Source organism: Streptomyces sp. NPDC028305, assembly GCF_055569495.1.
On record NZ_JBVHTN010000003.1, the window covers coordinates 1045566 to 1062948 of the forward strand.

A 17383-nucleotide genomic window follows, 5' to 3' on the forward strand; every position below is an offset into this window, starting at 1 on the left:
TCGCTGAGCGGACCAATTGTGGCGCATTGGCTCTGTGAGCCGGGCATGGCGACGGCGAGGATCATGGCATGACCACACGACGTGAGAACCTGCGTGACCTTGCCGCGGTATCGGTGGCCGAGGCCATCACCACGCTCCCCGGGCCCTTCCAGCAGCGCAGTCTGGCCATGGTGAACGACACCACCGTCGTGCGCGTGGCCCGGCTGGAGGGCGAGTTTCCCTGGCACCACCACGATGAGGACGAGCTGTTCCTGTGCTGGGACGGCAGCGTTCAGATTCAGCTGGAGGGGCGGGAGCCGGTGGTGTTGCAGGCCGGCGAGTTGTTCGTGGTGCCCAGGGGGGTGCGGCACCGCCCCGTTGCCGAGGAGACCGCCCACATCCTGCTCATCGAGCACCCGGACACCAAGCAGTACGGAAGCTGAAGCACGCTTCGGTGGTCAGCTCGGTGCCCGGGCACGGCGGTGTCAGGATCACGCGGCCGACGGCCGAGCGGTGGTGGCCGCGCCGCCCAGCCACTTCAGGCCGTCGAGCAGGAACCGGTTCTGGGTCTCGCTCGCGAAGGTGGACGACAGGGGCGTGTTGTTCGCGTAGTCCATCGCGTTGTGGCCGAAGTTCGCGTACAGCATCTTGTACGTGGTGTTCGTCCACAGGATCGGGTAGTAGCCGCTGTACCAGCTCTGGTCGGGGTCGGTGCCGAGCGGGAAGCTGCTCGGGTCGACCGAGGCCAGGATCTTGATGTTGGGGCTCTGCCGGAGGTCCTTCGACCAGCTGTACCACTCACTCACCGACGAGGTGAACAGGGCGGGCAGGTTCTTGGTGGCGGGGTGGGTGCGGTCCTCGACCTTCAGTTTGGCCGTGGTCGGGCCCCAGGTGTTGGACTTGAAGTTGCCGCTGCCGAGGAACTGGTTGTGGTACCAGGACCAGTTCTGGGCCTCCGTGGTGAAGGCCGACACATGGAACCCCATCCAGCCGCCGCCGGCCCGCATGTACCGCTCGAAGCCGGTGCGCTGGGCCGCGGTCTGCGGCAGATCGTCGAGGAAGAGGACGACCTGGTAGCCGTTGACGCCGCCGTCCGCGAGCAGGTTCCAGTTGTTGCTGGCGGTGTAGGTGAAGCCGTTCTGGGCCGCCTGCTTGGGGAACCAGTCGTTCGCCTCGTGGACGAAGTTGATGTGCGCGGCGTCCCAGGTGCCGCTGTAGAGGGCCAGCACCTTGAACGGCGCCCTCGGGGTCTTCGGGGTGTGCGTCGTCGCGTGGGCGGCGGGGGCTGCCGTCAGGCCGAGAAGTACGGCCAGCAGGGCCAGCAGCCGCAGGGCCGCGGACACCGTCCGGGACGGTGTGGTGCGTCGCATGTTGGGCATGGGGGCTCCTTCCCGTTGCCGTTACGGATAGCTGACGAGGTTGGCCACGTTCGTGGCTGAGTTGGACGGGCCGCCGCGGTCGTTGACGACGTGGCGGATGGTGCCGGTGCCGCCCAGCGAGACGGTGACCATGTCCTTGAAGCGGACGTTGGGGTTGTTCGGCGCTTCGATGGCGTGCTCGGCGGTGACGCCCGGGTTGACGTTGAAGTAGCAGTAGCTGCCGAAGCCGTAGCCCTGGTGGCTGGTGACGGAGTCGGCGACCTTGTAGGCGGCGTAGCCCTGGGTGGAGCCGTTCATCCAGGCCGCCTGGTTGGGCGGGTCGTAGGGCATCTCGTTCTGGTAGAAGTACGTGCGGCCGCCGTTGCCGTTCCAGATCGTCTGGTGTTTCTGGTAGTGCTCGACGAACAGGCCGTACATGGTGACGTCGTCGCCGTTCACGACGAGCCCGGTGTCCGCGGTGTTGCTGGTCCAGCCGACGCCGCTGCCGTGGTCGGCGCGCCAGATCCACATGTGGTCGCCGATGACGTTGTCGCTGTTGACCACGAGGCTGGTGGTGGCCTTGCCGACGCCGCTGCCGCCGACGCGGAAGTACACGTCGTGCAGGGAGGTCGGGTTGGCCGCGTGGGAGGCGGAGGCTCCGGTGGGCCCGACTTCCATCAGGGTGCGCGAGTTGGTCGTTCCCGCGTCGAAGAGAACGCCCGCGACCTTGACCCCGTCGACGTCGGCGACGGTCATGGCGGTGATGCCGTTGTCCGGGATGAAGGTGGCGAGGCCGAGACCCAGCACCACGGTGTCCGCGCGGGTCACCTTCAGCGTCTCGTTGAGGTGGTAGACGCCGGGGGTGACCAGGAGGTTCTTCCCCGCGGCCAGGGCCGTGTTGATCTGTGCCGCGGTCGCCCCGGGCTTCACGACGTAGAAGTCGTCCAGCGGGAGGGAGGTGCCGGGGGCGTTGCCCGCGGCCCAGCTGGTGGCCGTGGAGTCGGTGCGCGTGGAGGGCACGAACACCTTGTAGGCGCCGGAGCCGTCCACGTACAGGAACGGCTTCTCGCGGGACACCGGGGTCCGGTCCACCGTGGTGTACGGGGGGTTGGGGAAGCTGTTGCCCGGTACGCCCTGGCTGCCGACGAAGACCATGTTCCAGTTGGACCCGGTCCAGCTGCCGAGCTGGGCGTTGCGGGTCAGCCACTGCTGCTGGCTGCCGGACCGCACCTGCCCGTCGATCTTGCTGTCGGCCAGGTAGCCGCCGCTGGACCAGCCGCCGTCGTCCAGGGCGAGGTTGCCGCGCAGATGCATCCGCCGGTACGGGGCGGCCTGGGAGACGGCCCACCGGTCCGTGCCGCCGTTGGGGGTGACCGACAGGTTCTCGGCGCCGCGCCAGAAGTTCTGGGTGGCGTTGCCCTGGAACCAGTCGGCCTCGGCGTGGACCGCGCCGTTGATCGTCACGGCGTCGGGTGACTGGCCGAGCCCCAGGACCTGGGTGTAGAAGCCGACGTTGACGTCGTTGCTGTAGGTGCCCGGCTTGAACATCACCGCGTAGCGCTGGGAACCGAACTGGTTGGTCTCCTGCTGCTGGAAGATGGAGTTCAGCCGGCTCTGGATGGTGGCCGACGGCATGGACGGATCGAAGACGACCACGTTCGGGCCGAGGTCCACATCGCCGCCGGGCGGGGTGGACACAGGCGCCACCTGGAAGCGCTGGGCCGCGGTGCCGTTGCAGGTGTACTGCACCAGTTGCACGCTGTCGGCGCTCGACGCGGAGGGGACGTCCAGGCACTTGCCGCTGTGCCGGTTGACGAAGTGGTAGGCGCCGCCGCCCTCGTCCACGGCCTGCCACTGCTGGTTGTCGCCGCCTCCGTACGCCCACAGCTGGAGGGGGGCGTTGTCGGCGGTGGACACGTCGGTCACGTCGACGACCTGGTTGGCGTCGTTGCGGTTGTTGATCCGGACGTAGCCGTCGCTCGTGGCGGTGAAACCCCACTGCTGGGCGGTGGAGGTGTTGCAGCCGTACTGCTGCACGGCGGTGCCGTTCGCGGTCGCGGCGGACCGGGCGTCCAGGCACTTGCCACTGCCGCTGTTCACGACGGTGGCCCACTCGGTGGGCAGGGCCGCGGCCGCGGTTGCGGCTGCCTGGGAAGGGGTGGCGGTCAGCAGCGACGCGGCCGAGAACGCGACCAGGGTGGCCGCCATCGAGACGCGTGTGGCGCGGACATATCTGAGGCGGCGGCTGCGACTGCCGCTGCCCTCTCTGACCTGACGCAAGATTCGGAGCACAGGTCCTCCTGTCGCCGTGGGGGCAGTCGGCGGATGGCCGGCGGCGATGGGTGAACCTAAAGGTCTGCACCAAAGACGTCAAGAGGTGAAGCAAGCAAAGGGTTTCCCCCGAGGATCACCCCAAAAGACTTGAACGCGCCAGACTGCCCGCCACGACGATGGCCAGGGTGGCGAGGATGACCTGGCGGCGGCGCGGGCCGGTGCCCAGCCGGCCGAGCACGGGGGTGGCGACCGCGCCGACCAGCAGCGGGGCGGTGAGCGTCCACTGCGCGGCGGCCGGCGAGACCTCGAACTCCCCCGCCACCGAGGTGATCAGCGGCGCGCCGAGGCTGCCGACGACGGCGACGACGAGCGCGATGAACATCAGCGCGGGCACCAGCGGCACCAGCCGACGCCCGGTGGCGGCCGGCCGCTTGCGGCGGAATACGGCACCCGTGGAGAGCCGTCAGGCGGGTTCGGTGTTGAGGACGCGCCCGGCGGGGCTGCGGGTGTGCACCCACGCGGGCAGCGCGGTCAACGCCGCGATGGCCAGCAGTACGGCGAGCGCGGCGGTGAGCAGCCACGATCCCGGGGGTGTGACCTGTGTGCCGAAGAGCCAGTACAGGCCGAGCCCGGTCGGAACACCCACCGCCACTCCGGGCACGGCGGGCAGGAGTTGCGCGACGCAGAGCGCCGTGACGACCTGGCCGGGTGTGGCGCCGAGGGTACGGGCGATGGACAGGGCGCGCCGGGCCTGCACGGCGGTGCTCCAGCCGAGGAGCACGGTGTTGAGCGTGGACAGCGCCACCAGCGCGAGCGTGATGGCGAGCAGCACCTGGCCGGTCTGATCGGCCCGCACTTCGATGGGGCCGAACCGCTTGACGTCGGGCCTCGCACCGAGTTCGGTGTGCCAGGTGAGCAGGGCGGTGACCATGAGGGTGGTGGCGGCCGTGCCGGCGGAGGCCAGGACGGCGCGGCCGGGCCGGCGGGCGAGCAGCCGGATGCCGAGCAGGAGCGAGGTGGGCAGATGCGCCGTCATGGCGTTCAGGCGCGGGTGGCGCGTGAGCAGGTGAGCCGGGTCGGCCAGGGCGTGGACGGTGCTGGTGCGGGCGGCGCGCAGGGCGGGGCCGAGCGCACCGGTCAGAGCGACCACGACGGCGAGGAAGATCGCGGCGGTGACGGTGTCGGAGTCCGGAGGGCTGACGCTGTTGAGCAGCCCGGCGCTGGGATCGACCAGGCGGGGCGCGGCCAGCGTCCCGGCGGTCAGTCCGAGCGCGGAGGCCAGGAGGGTCAGCAGCAGGTACTGCGCCAGCAGGACGGCGGTGACGGTGGCGGGCCCGGCGCCGACGGCCTTGAGCAGTGCGGCACGCCGGTTGTCGCGGGCGGCGCGTGTGGTGGCGAGCGCGGCGAGGGTGACGATCGCGGCGATGGCGAGCAGCCAGCCGCCGACGACCAGGGCGGGCTGGGTGTCCTTGATCATGGCCAGGTCCGTCTGGAGGACGTTCTGCCAGTAGTGGACGCTGACCGTGGAGTCGACTTCGCGGTCGCGGCCGAACACGGTGTCCTGCCATCGTTTCGTCGCGGTGGGATCGGTCAGCTTCAGGTGGATCAGGTGGACGCTGAGCTCGTCGCCCGCTGCCGCGCGGGTGTCGGCTGAGGTGAGCCAGATCCTGCCGCCGAAGTCGGACGGCCCGCCCCCCTGCGCGGTGTCGCTCCACGGATACACCGCGGTGGCCGCGCTGATCGCGGTCCCGACGACCGGATAGTCGCGTTTGCTGATGGTGACGCGGTCGCCGACGCGCACGCCGAGTGCTTGCGCGAAGCCGCGTTCGAGCACCGCGCCGCCGGGACGCACCCAGGTGCCGGAGGTCACCAGCGGCCGGTCCACGGCGGATGGTGAGGTCTCGCGCCCCTCGACCGAGGAGTGCGCGGTCTTGCCGTGTGCCTTGATGTAGGTGTCGAACGCGAAGACCGGGTCGGCGTGCGCGGCCACACCGGGCGCGTCCGCCAGGCGTTCGGCCACGCCGGACGGGTCCGTGGCCGTCGTGGTGGCGATGATGTCGGGTCCCGCGGTGGCCGCGCGGGTCTTCGCGTATCCGCTGACCACGGCGTCGTTGGTCGCAAGGCCGAGGGTCAGGCTGGCGCCGGCGACGGTGACGGCGAGCAGGAACATGACGGCCTCGCCGGGTCGGCGGCGCATGTCGCGCAGGACCAGGCGCCATATCAGCAGCAGATGTCCCACGGTCAGTCCTCCCAGCTCAAGAGCGTGCCGAGCCGTGTGGTGCCGCTGTCGCTGCCGCTGTCGGTGTTCAGGAGGGTGTCGTCGGCCGGCGTGCCGTCGCGCAGGGAGACGATGCGGTCGGCGGTGGCGGCGACGCGTTCGTCGTGGGTGACCATGACCAGGGTCTGGCCGGCGGCGCGCAACTCGTCGAAGAGCCGGAGGATGTCCTGGGTCGCGGCGCTGTCGAGGTTTCCGGTGGGCTCGTCGGCGAGGACCACCAGCGGCTTGTTGACCAGGGCGCGGGCGATGGCGACCCGCTGCCGCTGCCCGCCGGACAGCTCCGAGGGCAGATGCCGGGCCCGGTCGGCGAGCCCGACCTGATCGAGGAGTTCGGCGGCACGGCGGCGGGCGGTGCGCGGTGAGGCGCCCGCGAGCAGCGCGGGCAGCTCGACGTTCTCCGCCGCGGTCAGCTCGTCCATCAGGTGGTAGGCCTGGAAGACGAACCCGACGGCGCGGCGCCGCAGCCGGGCCAGCGCCCGCTCGCCGAGGTCGTCGACGCGCCGCCCACCGAGCCACACCTCGCCCTCGGTGGGCAGGTCAAGACCGCCGAGGAGCTGGAGCAGCGTGGACTTGCCACAGCCGCTGGGTCCGGTCACGGCGAGCGTCTGCCCGGCGGGAACATCGAGGTCGACCCCGTCGACGGCCCACACCGCGCTCTCGTCCTCCCCGTACACCCGCGCCAGGCCGACCGCGCGCAGCACCGGCCCGGCCGGCGCACCGGGTGGGCCGCCGGCCCATCCCGCTCCCGGGCTGTCGTCCGCGCCCCTCCGCTGCGATCGGCCCCTGGCCCGCTGACGGTTTCTCGTCATCCGTTTCCTCTGCCTTTCCCACGCGGTGTGCGGGCGGACCAGGTCCGCTCGCACGCCTCCAACCAGCGCAGATCGGCCTGCAATCGGAGCGCGATGCCCTCCAGAAGCAGCCCGGCCTCCGAGCCCGTGTCGTGAGCGAGAGCGGCGTGCTGGGCTTCGGCGAGGCTGCGCATCAGCTCCCGCCGCCGCGCGCCCACGAGCGCGAGCGGATCAGCCAGGCCCGACTCGGCGGCGGCCACCAGCTTCAGGTGGAACTCCGCCACGTCGGCTCTGGGACCGGGGTCCTCGGCCATCCACGCGGCCACCCGCTCCTGCCCGGCCGCGGTCAGCGCGTACACCTTGCGCCGCGGGCCGCGCTGCGACTCGTCCTCACGCTCCTGGACGGCCAGCCCCGCCTTTTCGAGCCGGGTGAGCGTCACATAGATCTGCCCCGCGTTCAGCGTCTCGCCCAACGGGCCGAGCGCCGCCGCCAGCCGCCTGCGCAGGTCGTACCCATGCGATGGCTCCTTGGCCAGCAGCGCCAGCACCACGTCCTGCACGGACCACCCTCTCCTCTGCGACGCCTCAATAGATAGCGGTTAGCCAAACGGGCGTCAAACCGGCACCGGAACCCCTCTGTTGATCGAGGCTCCGTGGCGAACACCGCGCCGGATCTGCCACTGTGAGCGCCCATGACGAACAGGTACTCGCCCGTCCCCGAGTTGAACCTGCTCGCGGAGTTCGAAGCCGGCGCCGACGACCTGTACGCCGCCGGGTTCTCGCTGGGCGAGTTCGGACGCGACAACGGCTTCCTGAAGAACCCGGAGCTCGAAGCCCGCCTGATCCTCTTCGCCGAGGCCAACGCCAGCGGCTCGCTGTACGCGCTGTGGCGCGTCGACGACCGGACCGACCTGGCCACCCTCCCCGTCGCCATACTCGGCGACGCCTGGCTGGAGCGTCACTTCGGACCGGCCCCGGCGAACGACCCCGGCGCCATCGTCGAAGCGGCCCGGGCGGAGCTGGGGGAACGGTTCGGGGCCTGGCTCGCTCCGCGAATCGGCCGCGCCTAACCTTGGCGTTTCACGTGGCCAGCCTTGAGGAGTTGCAGTGAGCCGCCGCCTCGTTTCCCTCGTCACTCCGGTACACGGACCCGCCGTGTCCCTTTTGCCGGAAGCCTACGCATCGCTCGTTCAGCAGAAGCTTCCCGAAGGCTGGGACTGGGAGTGGTTGATACAGGAAGACGGCGAAGGTGTCGGCGCCGCCGCACACCTTCCTGGCGACGACCCCCGAATATCCATCGACTTTTCGCGTCGCGGCGGCCCACAGGTCGCACGCACCATGGCGCTCGCCCGTAGCTGCGTGACCGGGGAAAGCGAGTTCATCAAGGTTCTGGACGCGGATGACCGCCTCGCACCGGGCGCGCTCGCTCGCGACATTGACGTCCTGACCAGCAATCCGAAGGTGGGCTGGACCACGTCGCGCGCGCTGGACCTCCTCCCGGACGGATCGACCGTGGGTTTCGAGGGAGACCCCGAAAACGGCGTGCTGCCGGCGGGAAGTGTCTGGCAGTACTGGCAGGCCAACCAGCGGGCGCAGGTCCACCCCGCGACACTCTGCGCACGCCGCGATCTCATCCTGGCCCTCGGCGGATGGATGGCGTTGCCCGCGTCCGGCGACACGGGCCTGCTGCTCGGGCTCGACACCTTGGCCGACGGATGGTTCCACGACGAGGTCGGCCTTCTCTACCGCAAGCACCCCGACCAGATCACGCAACATCCGTTCCACGCCATGGGATCGGAGTGGGAGGCGCGCATGCGCATCATCGAACAGCACATCCGCGCACTCCGTACCGTCATTCCCGAAGGTGGCGCGTGTCTCCGAGGCTGACGACCTGGCGGTTGTGAAAGAAGTCGTCCTCGCGCAGCACGGTGATACTGCCGGAGGGCGCCCGGAAGCTGACCGAGCCCAGCGACTCGAACGGCATCTTGATCCAGGCGGCCACGACAAACGTCAGCGCGAAACCATGCGTCACGATGATCTGGTGCTCGCATGGCCGCCGCAGGGCCTCGTCCATGGCCGCGTACACGCGCCGCGCGCAGTCCGCCCTGGTCTCGGCACCCCGCACGCCCTCGTGGTGTCCCATCCGATCCCCGGCAGCCGGCGGGGGGACGAACCGCCTGTCCAGCCACTCCTGCGGTCTGCCCTCCGCCTCCCCGTAGGACTTCTCCCGCAGTCTGCGGTCCAGGACCGGTGTCACACCGAACAGATCGGCCACTTCCTCGGCCGTCTGCCGAGCACGCTGGAGATCCGAGGAGACCAGCTCCACCTCCGCGCCGTCGGGGATCATCGCCTGGAGCGCCCGGGCGATGGAGGCCGCCGCGCGCCTGCCGGCGGGCGTGAGGTGCGAGTCGTGCCACCCGCCGACCACCCCCTCGGCATGATGTGTCGCCTCCGGATGTGCGATGACGTAGATGCCGCGCATCAGCCGTGTGTCTCCCTTGTGGTTCTACAACGCGGTGGAGTCTCCGCCCACGTAATGAAAGCCGGGTCGCGGGTGCATCAGGAAGTCGTGGTGCGAGATGTTCCACGCGTACGCGCCCGCCAGCGCGAACGCCACCCGGTCGCCGACCCGTAGCTCCCCGGCCGGCGCCCGCCGCGCCAGGACGTCCTTCGGTGTGCACAGTTGCCCGACCAGGGTCACCGGCTCGTCCCGTACTCCGGGGCGTGGCCAGGGGTGGGTCCAGGTGTCGGCGGGCAGTACGGCGAAGGGGTGGTCGTGGCCCTTCGCGGCGGGGGTGCGCATGTGGTGGGTGCCGCCGCGCAGGACGGCGAAGGGTTCGCCGCCGCTGTGCTTGAGGTCGAGAACCTCGGTGACATACCAGCCGCAGTAGACGGTCAGCGCCCGGCCCGGCTCGATCCGCAGGGTGAGTTCCGGGTTCCGCTCGGCGATTTCGGCCAGTCCGCTGCCGTACGCGGCCCAGTCGAAGCGGCTGTCGGGGCGGGCGTAGTCGACGTTCATGCCACCGCCCACGTTCACCTCGGTGAGCCGCAGGCCGTGGCGGGCGGAGAGGTCGCGCGTCCAGTCGGTGACGCGGGTGGCGACCGCGAGGAGGGCGGGGGCGTCGAGGCCGCTGGCGAGGTGGGCGTGGATGCCGCGCAGGCGGAGGGGGCCGCCCGGCGTCAGCAGGGGAAGGCAGCGTTCGACGATGTGGTCGGGGTCGAGGCCGAAGGGGCTGGGGCGGCCGCCCATGGCGAGGGCGGCGGCGCCCAGGGCGTCGTCGGCGACGGGGAGGTTGGCGCGCAGCAGGATGTCGACCGTGCGGCCCTCCTCGTGGGCGAGGGCGCCCAGTTGGCGCATCTCGTGCTCGCTCTCGACATGGAAGCGCTCCACGCCCAGCTTCAGCGCGCGGCGCAGCTCGGCCTCGGTCTTGCCCGGCCCGCCGAAGGCCAGCGGGTGGGCGGGGACGGCCTCGTGTACGTGCGTCGACTCGCCGCCGGAGGAGACCTCGTAGCCGGTGACGTGGGGGGCGAGGGTGCGCAGGATCTCGGGGGCCGGGTTGGCCTTCGCCGCGTAGTACAGCTCGACGGCGGGCGGCAGCGCGGCCCGTACGGCCTGGGCGTGTTCGGCGAGGGCGGTGAGGTCGTAGACGTACGCGGGGAGGTCGTCGCCGGTCAGGGTGTCGGCGAGGGCGGCGACGGGTGTGGTCGGGGCCGTGGTGGTCATCGGGGGCTCCCGGGAGCTACGACGCAGGCCGCCTCCGACAGCAGGTCCGAGGCGAGCGGGCTGGCGATGCGGACATAGCCCGCGTGGCGGTCGGCCTTGCGGGCCCAGCGGGTGAGGAGGTTGGCCTTGGCGGGCAGCGGGACGCCCGCGATCAGGGCGCGGAGGCCGGGCGGGCCGCCGTGTGCCGCGCCGCGCTCCTCCAGGACCCGGCGGACCGCCGACCACAGCTCGGGCTCCAGGTGCGGATGGCGGTCGGCGAGGGCGGCCAGCATCTCGGCGAGGTGGTTGACCAGCAGGCAGTACACGACGCGGTCCCAGCCGCGCTCGCGGTCGTACGTCATGGGGCCGGCCAGGGCGGGCGGCAGCGCCGCGAGGGCCGCCGCGTGGTGCTCCGGCAGCAGCTTGGTGCCTTCGAGGTCGCGGAAGAGGACCTGACGCGGCAGGCCGGAGGGGTCGACGCCGACCACGACGTTCTGGAGGTGGGGTTCGAGGACGACGCCGTGGTCGAAGTAGGCGGCCAGGACGGGCGGCACGAGCAGCGCCAGATACGCCTCCCACCAGGCGAGCGCGTGTCCGGGCCCGGTGTCGCCGAGGAGCTGGGCGACCCGCGCCCCGCCGGGGGCGGGGTACTCGTCGGCGACGGCCCCCGCGAGCAGCCCGGTGAGCCCGGGGCGCAGCCGGGCGGCGAGCCCTTCGCGCACGATCACCCCGAAGCCCTCGATCAACTCCCGCTCGCCGCCGAGGTCCAGCGTCCGGTACGCGGGCTCGCGCAGCAGCGCGGCGCCCGGGAAGCGGGCGGACAGGTCGGCGGCGACCGGCTCCAGCAGCCGGGTCAGGGCGACCGCCCCGGACAGCTCGTACTCGGCGTTCTTGCGCAGGCAGTTGGTGATCCTGACGTTCAGGCTGAACTTCAGGAAGTCCCGTCCGTCGTAGAGGGTGCGGACGGACGCGGTGGGCGCGAAGTCCGGCCCTCCGGGGCCGAGGTCCAGCACGTCGCCACGGGCGACCGCCGCCCGCAGCGCGGGGTGGTCGAGCAGCATGGCGTACTGCCAGGGGTGCACGGGCAGCAGGCGGTAGCCGTCGGGCACGGGGCGCTGCCGGTCGAGGGGCGCGAGGGCCCCGGCGGACGCCGCCTCCTCGCGTACGTGGGCCTGCCGTACGGCGAGGTGGTGCAGGGGGAAGCGGGCGCCGGTCTCGGGCGCGAAGCGGGCCCAGGAGTCTGCGTTGCCGGAGCGTGCCTTGGGGGTGGGGTGGAAGCGGTGGCCGAACAGCAGCGACTGTTCGGAGGCCAGGTACGTCAGGTGCGGGTCGCCGTCGTCGGTGTTCGGCGGGCCCGTGCGCGCGCGGCTCTCCAGGGCCGCCGTGACGCCCGCGTGGCTGGACGCCACCTGCTCCAGGAACTCGTCGTTGCGCACACCGGTGCGCAGCCGCAGCTCCCGGTGGATGTACTCGGCGAGGGTGCGCCAGGGCACCTCGGCCCACGCGCCGTCCCGCTCCTCGGTGACCGGGCCGGTGAACCGGTGTGCGCCGATGAGGGAGGTGCGGCGCAGCGCGACGCGCAGCAGCACCCCGCAGCGGGGCAGCCGCAGCCGCAGGTGGCCGTCGGCCACGACGGTCTGGTGTTCCGGTCCTGACACCTCGCGGAGGAGGCAGTTGAGGAGGGTGTGGGCGACGACGTGGTCGGCGCGGGCACCTGTACCGGTGTGTGTGTCGGATGGGGAGATGGATGTGGTCATGAGGCGACTCCGGCGGGGGTGGAGGAGGGCGCGGCGCTCATCGGCCGCGGGCAGGGATGCCTGGGAGGCCCGGGAGGAGGTAGTTGGGCCCGGTGACGTAGTGCTTGTTGATGTCGGCGGCCCCGGAGCGCTGCTTGGTGAACAGGCTGCCCGCGGTCACCATGGCCTTGACCGGCAACCGGTCCGCGTCCAGGACGAGGGCGCGCAGCACGGCGCCGGGCGCGCCGGGACCCTGCTCCCCCAGCCGGTCGACGGCCTCGGCGAGCCGGTCGCGGATCAGCCGCAGCAGCGCGTCGAGCGGGGCCCGGCCGAGCCGGGCGAGCTCGAAGGCGAGGGCGCCCGCGCACAGATGCACGGTGATGGTGGCGAAGACATCGGCGACGGGGCCGTCGCCGTCGGTCGTGATCCGGTCGTCGTCGAACCCGCTCAGGAGGCGGGCGGCGTCGTCGCCGTCGCCGAGGGCGTCGGCCAGCCGGGCGGGGTGGACGCGCGGTCCGTCGTGGTCCTTGAGCAGCAGCCGTAGCCGTGGGCGGCCGTGCGCCTCGTCGAGGACGAGGGAGGTGTTCTGCTGGTGTGACTCCAGCGCGAGGCCGTACGCGAAGAGGGTGGTGTGCACGTCGAACAGCAGGGTGAGGTAGGCGTCGAGGAGGGCGAGCAGGTCACCGCCGTAGTAGCGGGCCGCGAGGGCGTCGACGACGAGCCCGGTCCCGGTCCCGGGGGCGGGGGCGAGCAGCGCCGCCAGCGGCACGACCTGGCAGCCGTCGAGACCGGGCGGGTAGCGCCGTACGAGCGTGGCCAGGAACTCGTGTCCGGCGTGCAGATACGTACCCTCGTCGGCCAGCAGCACGCCCCCCGACACCCGCGGCTCGAGCGCGAGCACCGCCTCCGTGAGCCGCTGCCCCGCCGCGCCGTCGGCGAGCGTGCCGGGCTTGATGGTGCGGCGGTTGCGCGCGCCCAGGGTGGCGGTGGCGAGCGGCAGTTTGAGGTGGGTGAGCGGGTCGTCGGTGACGGCGACGGTCCGCATGGAGAGCGTGGGCCGCACGTCGAGCCAGGGGGCGTCGGCGAGGTGGGCGCGGTCCGTGAGGCCGGTGGTGCGCAGGGCGATGGCCAGCATGCGGGGTGCGCTCAGCGGATGGACAGGGAAGGCGAGGTGGCTGTCGTCCAGGCCGTCCGGCAGGCCCAGCGCCTCGGGCCTGGGCCACCACGCGGGCAGCCCGGCCGCGTCCCCGGTGACGGCCTCGCGCGGGAGGGCGGCCCAGCGCAGCCGGAAGGAGGGGTGGAACTCGGGGGCGTGGGCGCGCTGTTCGGCGTCGCTCAGGGCGAGGCGGGTGCGGCCGGTGGGATAGACGGGGTGGTCGCGGAAGGCGGCCAGGGTGTCGTACGCGAGCGAGCCGCGCACCCCCGCCCACTGCTCGGCGGGCCTGTCGCCGTATGCGGCGGCGAGCCGCTCGACGACGCCGGGGCGGACGCGGGCGTGCAGCCGCATGGCGTCCAGCGTGCGGCGGCACTCGACGACGAAGGCGTCGTAGCGGCCCCGGTCGTCGGGGTCGGCTGCGTGGCGGAGGCGGTCGAGGACCGCGTCGAGGGTGGTGAGGGCGGCGCCGCCCGGCGGGGAGTCTGACGCGGCCTCGGCCGCCGGCGGCGGCGCGACGGCGGGTTGGGCGCCGGGCGAGGCGCCGTTCCCGGCGCCGGGCCGGGCGGCAGACGGAGCGTCAGGCCGGGGGGCAGGCCCGGCGGCAGACCCCGCGGCAGCGCGGGGCGCCGCGCCGCCCGCATCGTCGGTCGACAACGGCCCGCCGCCGTGGGGGACGGGCGCGGCCCCTCCGCCGAGCGCCCCCTCCACCAACAGGTGTGCGGGGCGCCGGGCCCGGATCTCGCACTGGAAGCCGTCCGGCTCGACCGGCAGCAGCACTCCCCCGCCGTCCGTGAGGACGACCCGCAGCCAGTCGCCGTCGGCGCGCCGTACGGCCTGGGCGCGGCTGCGCAGGCCGTACGCGTCTTCCCTCAGCAACGTGTCGAGCACGCGCGCCAGCAGCTCCGCCTCGAAGGCATCCGTGGTGTCCGTGGTGTCCGCCGCTGCCTCATCGGCGCGGATCATGGCGCGATCACCCACTGGTTGGCCGCCAGGAACCCGGCCACCGCCTGGTCGATCCGCCGCTGGTCGGTCCCGGTGGCGCGGAGGATGCCGAGGAAGTCGCGGTTGGTGCCGTAGAGCGGGTGTTCCTCGCCGATCGCGCGCAGCGGGCGGTAGTCCAGCCGTACGCCGTCGCGCTCGCCGACGCTCGCGGCGGGGGCGCCGGTCAGGCGGCCGGCGCGGTCCGCCATGACGTACTCCATGCGCACCCTGCCGTCGGTGCGGGCGCCGAGGTCGGCGGGGAGGGGCTCGCCGAGGTGGGTGCGGAGGATGTGCTCGAAGAGCGGGATGGCGAGGAGTTCGGCGAGTACGAGGTCGCACTGGTCGCCTATGGCGCGGTAGTTGACCTCGATGAGGCGGGCCCGGTCGCCCTGGACCACGTACTCGGTGTGGCAGGCGCCGAAGCCCACGCCCAGCGCCCGCAGTTGGGCCAGCACCTGGCCGGTGTGCGGCTCGGGCGGGGCGGGGAGCAGTTCGAGGCGCTCCTCGATGAAGTACGGGGGCGGGGAGATATCGGTGCGCAAGGCGGCGAGGGTGTGCAGCGTGTGGCCGTCCCCGATGGTCTCCAGGGTCTGGAGCGTGCCCTCCAGGAACTCCTCGACCACCAGATACGCCTCGGGCCGCCGGGCCCGTATCTCGCGGCAGCGCTCGGCCAGTTCGTCCGCATCGGCGACGAGCACGACGTCCTCGCTGGCCACGCCCTCGCGCGGCTTGAGGACGCAGGGGTAGGGCACGCCGGGCGCGGCGAGGCGGGGGTGGTCGGCGGGGTCCTGGCCGGGGGCGAGTTCGGCGCACCAGAGAGTGTCGACGCCCGCGGCGGCGAGGCTGCGGCGCAGCTCGGCCTTGTTCTTGGTGCGCAGCGCGGCGCGCCAGTCCTTGCCGGGCAGGCCGAAGTAGTCGGCGGCGAGGGCCGCTTGGACCTGGAGGTGGTCGCTGTTGGTGAAGATCGCGGCGGGGCGGCCCGCCGGGGCCTGGGCGGAGATACGGCCGATGACCTCGCGGAAGTCCCGCACGTCGCAGTACGCGATGTCGAGTTCGGGCAGCGCGCCGCCGACCGGGGCGTGGCGCTCGTAGGCGCTCCGGTGTGCGTCCGGCTGGTCGGTGAGGAGGGTGACGGCGAGGCCGAGCCGGGCCGCGGCGGGGAGGAAGCCCTCGGTGACGGAGTCGGTGGGGTTGAGGGCGAGGAGATGGAGGCGCGTGGCGGTCTCTGCGGGCAGGCCGAATGCCCCGTCTAGATCATTCTCGTTCACGACCCGAGATTAGGTTAGGCATGCCTAAGACCGCCAATTCGTCTCACCCGTCTGCTCCGTTTTGAGCCCGATGCGCCACCAACTCCGCGATCAGCCGGGGGCGGGCGGCCCGGGTCAGCCCGGCAGCCCGATGCGCCGGTGCCGGGCCCGGCGCGCGGCCAGCCGCTCGCCCTGGTCCCGGGCGCGCAGCGCGGCGAGCTCGGCGCCGAGGGTGTCGCCGAGACGGGCGAGGAAACCCTCGTACCCGGACGGTTCCGTCCCCTCCACCCCTTCCGCCCCCTCTTCGACGATTCGGTCGACGATGCCGTGAGCGAGCAGGTCGGCGGAGCGCACGCCCTGCCGGTCCGCTATCTCGTACGCCCGCTCGGTGGTCCGGTAGAGGATCGCGGAGGCGCCCTCGGGCGGCAGCGGGGACAGCCAGGCGTGGCGCGCCGCGAGGACCCGGTCGGCGGGGAGCAGCGCGAGCGCGGCGCCGCCCGCGCCCTGGCCGAGCAGCAGACAGAGGGTGGGCGCGGGGAGGGTCACCATGTCGGCCAGGCAGCGGGCGATCTCCCCGGCCAGCCCGCCCTCCTCGGCCTCCCGGTTCAGCGCGGCGCCCGCGGTGTCGACGACCGTGAGCAGCGGAAGCCCGAGCTCGGCGGCGATGCGCATGCCGCGCCGGGCGGTGCGCAGCCCGGCGGGGCCGAGCGGCTGCCCGCCGCCGGGCCCGTCGGCCGCGGCGTCCCCGTGGCGCGCGGCCCGGTCGTGCCCGAGGACGACGCATGGCGTCCCGCCGACGCGCGCGAGCGCGAGCAGCAGCCCGGGGTCGTGCTCCCCCGCGCCCGTACCGCTGAGGGGGCTCACGTCCTCGGCGGCGGCGCGCAGCAAGTCGCGCACGCCGGGCCGCTCGGGCCGCCGGGACCGCCGGATCGACTCCTCGGCGCTGGGCCCACCAGGCCCGGGGCCCGTCGGCGACTCCCCGCGTCCCGTTGACGCGGGGGCGTCACCCTCGTCCGCGGGGCGACCAGCGGCAGCCTCCTGCTCGCGGCCGACGGCAGGTCCCGCGACGACAGGTCCCGCGACGGCGGGCCCCGCGGGCGACTCCTCGGCGGCGCACGCAGCCGCCGGGGACACGCCCGGGACCGCCTCCGCCACCGGAACAGCCCTGTCCCCGTTCGCCACAGCGGCAGCGGCAGCGTCCCCGCACAGCACCCTCAGCACCCGCGCCGCCACCTCCGACAGCCGCTCGGGCGGCAGGACCGCGTCCACCAGGCCGTGGGCCATCAGGTTCTCCGCGACCTGCACGCCCGCCGGGAACTCCTCCCCGTACAGCGCCTCGTGCACCCGCGGGCCCATGAAGCCGATGAGCGCGCCGGGCTCGGCGGCGGTGGCGTGGCCCAGCGAGCCCCAGGAGGCGAGCACTCCGCCCGTCGTCGGGTGGCGCAGATGGACGAGGTAGGGCAGGCCGGCCGCCTTGTGGTCGGTGATCGCCGCGGCCACCTTCACCATCTGGAGAAACGCGACCGTGCCCTCCTGCATCCGTGTCCCGCCGGACGCGGGCGCCGCGAGGAGCGGCAGGCGCTCCGCCGTCGCCCGCTCGATGGCGCGCGCCAGCCGCTCCCCCGACGCGACGCCGATCGACCCGGCGAGGAAGCGGAACTCGCAGGCCACGACGGCCACCCGCCGCCCCTCGATACGGCCCTCGCCCGTGATGACGGACTCGTCGAGGCCGGTGCGCTCGCGCGCCCGCTCCAGGTCGGCCCGGTAGGCGGGGTCGTCCGTGGTGATGTCGACCGGCTCGTCCCAGCGGTGCCAGCTGCCGGGGTCGACGACGGTCTCGATCAGCTGGAGGGCTGACGTGCGGGGGCTCGTTCCGGTCATGT

At 72.9% G+C, this 17383-nt stretch carries 14 protein-coding genes and 1 pseudogene; 3 read left to right on the top strand and 12 right to left on the bottom strand.

What is annotated here, in order from left to right; all coding sequences use genetic code 11:
- Positions 1-68 precede the first annotated feature (68 nt).
- A complete protein-coding gene (locus tag ACZ4WQ_RS15790) occupies positions 69-422 on the top strand; it encodes a cupin domain-containing protein (protein WP_385345140.1) in 354 nt (117 codons plus the stop codon).
- A gap of 57 nt (positions 423-479) precedes the next feature.
- Here ACZ4WQ_RS15790 and ACZ4WQ_RS15795 read toward each other — a convergent pair.
- The 6 genes and pseudogenes from ACZ4WQ_RS15795 to ACZ4WQ_RS15820 all read right to left on the bottom strand — a co-directional run.
- A pseudogene (locus ACZ4WQ_RS15795) lies at positions 480-1349 on the bottom strand (ThuA domain-containing protein); the annotation flags it as partial.
- 30 nt (positions 1350-1379) lie between these two features.
- Entirely contained in the window at positions 1380-3545 is a 2166-nt protein-coding gene (locus ACZ4WQ_RS15800) for an RICIN domain-containing protein (RefSeq protein ID WP_398376720.1), read from the bottom strand.
- A 199-nt stretch (positions 3546-3744) separates the two neighbouring features.
- Positions 3745-4014 carry an MFS transporter gene (locus ACZ4WQ_RS15805; protein WP_361184946.1) on the bottom strand — a complete coding sequence of 90 codons (270 nt, stop codon included), beginning with the start codon at positions 4012-4014 and terminating at the stop codon, positions 3745-3747.
- 60 nt (positions 4015-4074) lie between these two features.
- The gene (locus ACZ4WQ_RS15810; protein ID WP_385345146.1) at positions 4075-5850 is read right to left on the bottom strand and encodes an ABC transporter permease; all 1776 of its coding nucleotides are present in this window, start codon (positions 5848-5850) and stop codon (positions 4075-4077) included.
- Positions 5851-5852: 2 nt separating this feature from the next.
- Entirely contained in the window at positions 5853-6698 is an 846-nt protein-coding gene (locus ACZ4WQ_RS15815; RefSeq protein ID WP_398376718.1) for an ABC transporter ATP-binding protein, read from the bottom strand.
- A complete protein-coding gene (locus ACZ4WQ_RS15820) occupies positions 6695-7237 on the bottom strand; it encodes a PadR family transcriptional regulator (RefSeq protein WP_311725114.1) in 543 nt (180 codons plus the stop codon). The genes ACZ4WQ_RS15815 and ACZ4WQ_RS15820 overlap by 4 nt, the downstream gene beginning before the upstream one ends.
- 132 nt (positions 7238-7369) lie before the next feature.
- On the opposite strand from ACZ4WQ_RS15820, the gene ACZ4WQ_RS15825 reads away from it, so the two are divergent.
- Positions 7370-7747 (top strand): hypothetical protein, encoded by a 378-nt coding sequence (locus tag ACZ4WQ_RS15825; protein WP_398376717.1) that lies wholly within the window; start codon positions 7370-7372, stop codon positions 7745-7747.
- Positions 7748-7784: 37 nt separating this feature from the next.
- Complete coding sequence (locus ACZ4WQ_RS15830) at positions 7785-8564, top strand: glycosyltransferase family 2 protein (protein ID WP_398376716.1); 780 nt, start codon at positions 7785-7787, stop codon at positions 8562-8564.
- On the opposite strand, the gene ACZ4WQ_RS15835 is transcribed toward ACZ4WQ_RS15830, so the two are convergent.
- The 6 genes from ACZ4WQ_RS15835 to ACZ4WQ_RS15860 form a co-directional block, all read right to left on the bottom strand.
- Entirely contained in the window at positions 8530-9159 is a 630-nt protein-coding gene (locus ACZ4WQ_RS15835; RefSeq protein ID WP_311725112.1) for a histidine phosphatase family protein, read from the bottom strand. The genes ACZ4WQ_RS15830 and ACZ4WQ_RS15835 overlap by 35 nt on opposite strands.
- Positions 9160-9183: 24 nt before the next feature.
- Entirely contained in the window at positions 9184-10401 is a 1218-nt protein-coding gene (locus tag ACZ4WQ_RS15840) for a type III PLP-dependent enzyme (RefSeq protein ID WP_358845381.1), read from the bottom strand.
- A complete protein-coding gene (locus ACZ4WQ_RS15845) occupies positions 10398-12137 on the bottom strand; it encodes an IucA/IucC family protein (RefSeq protein WP_398376715.1) in 1740 nt (579 codons plus the stop codon). The genes ACZ4WQ_RS15840 and ACZ4WQ_RS15845 overlap by 4 nt, the downstream gene beginning before the upstream one ends.
- Positions 12138-12174: 37 nt before the next feature.
- Positions 12175-14235 carry an IucA/IucC family protein gene (locus ACZ4WQ_RS15850; protein WP_398376714.1) on the bottom strand — a complete coding sequence of 687 codons (2061 nt, stop codon included), beginning with the start codon at positions 14233-14235 and terminating at the stop codon, positions 12175-12177.
- Positions 14232-15521 (bottom strand): acetyl-CoA carboxylase biotin carboxylase subunit family protein, encoded by a 1290-nt coding sequence (locus ACZ4WQ_RS15855; RefSeq protein WP_398376713.1) that lies wholly within the window; start codon positions 15519-15521, stop codon positions 14232-14234. Before ACZ4WQ_RS15855 ends, ACZ4WQ_RS15850 begins: the two co-directional genes overlap by 4 nt.
- A gap of 114 nt (positions 15522-15635) precedes the next feature.
- Positions 15636-17381, bottom strand: coding sequence for a carboxyl transferase domain-containing protein (locus ACZ4WQ_RS15860; protein ID WP_398376712.1), 1746 nt, complete (start codon positions 17379-17381; stop codon positions 15636-15638).
- Positions 17382-17383 lie beyond the last annotated feature (2 nt).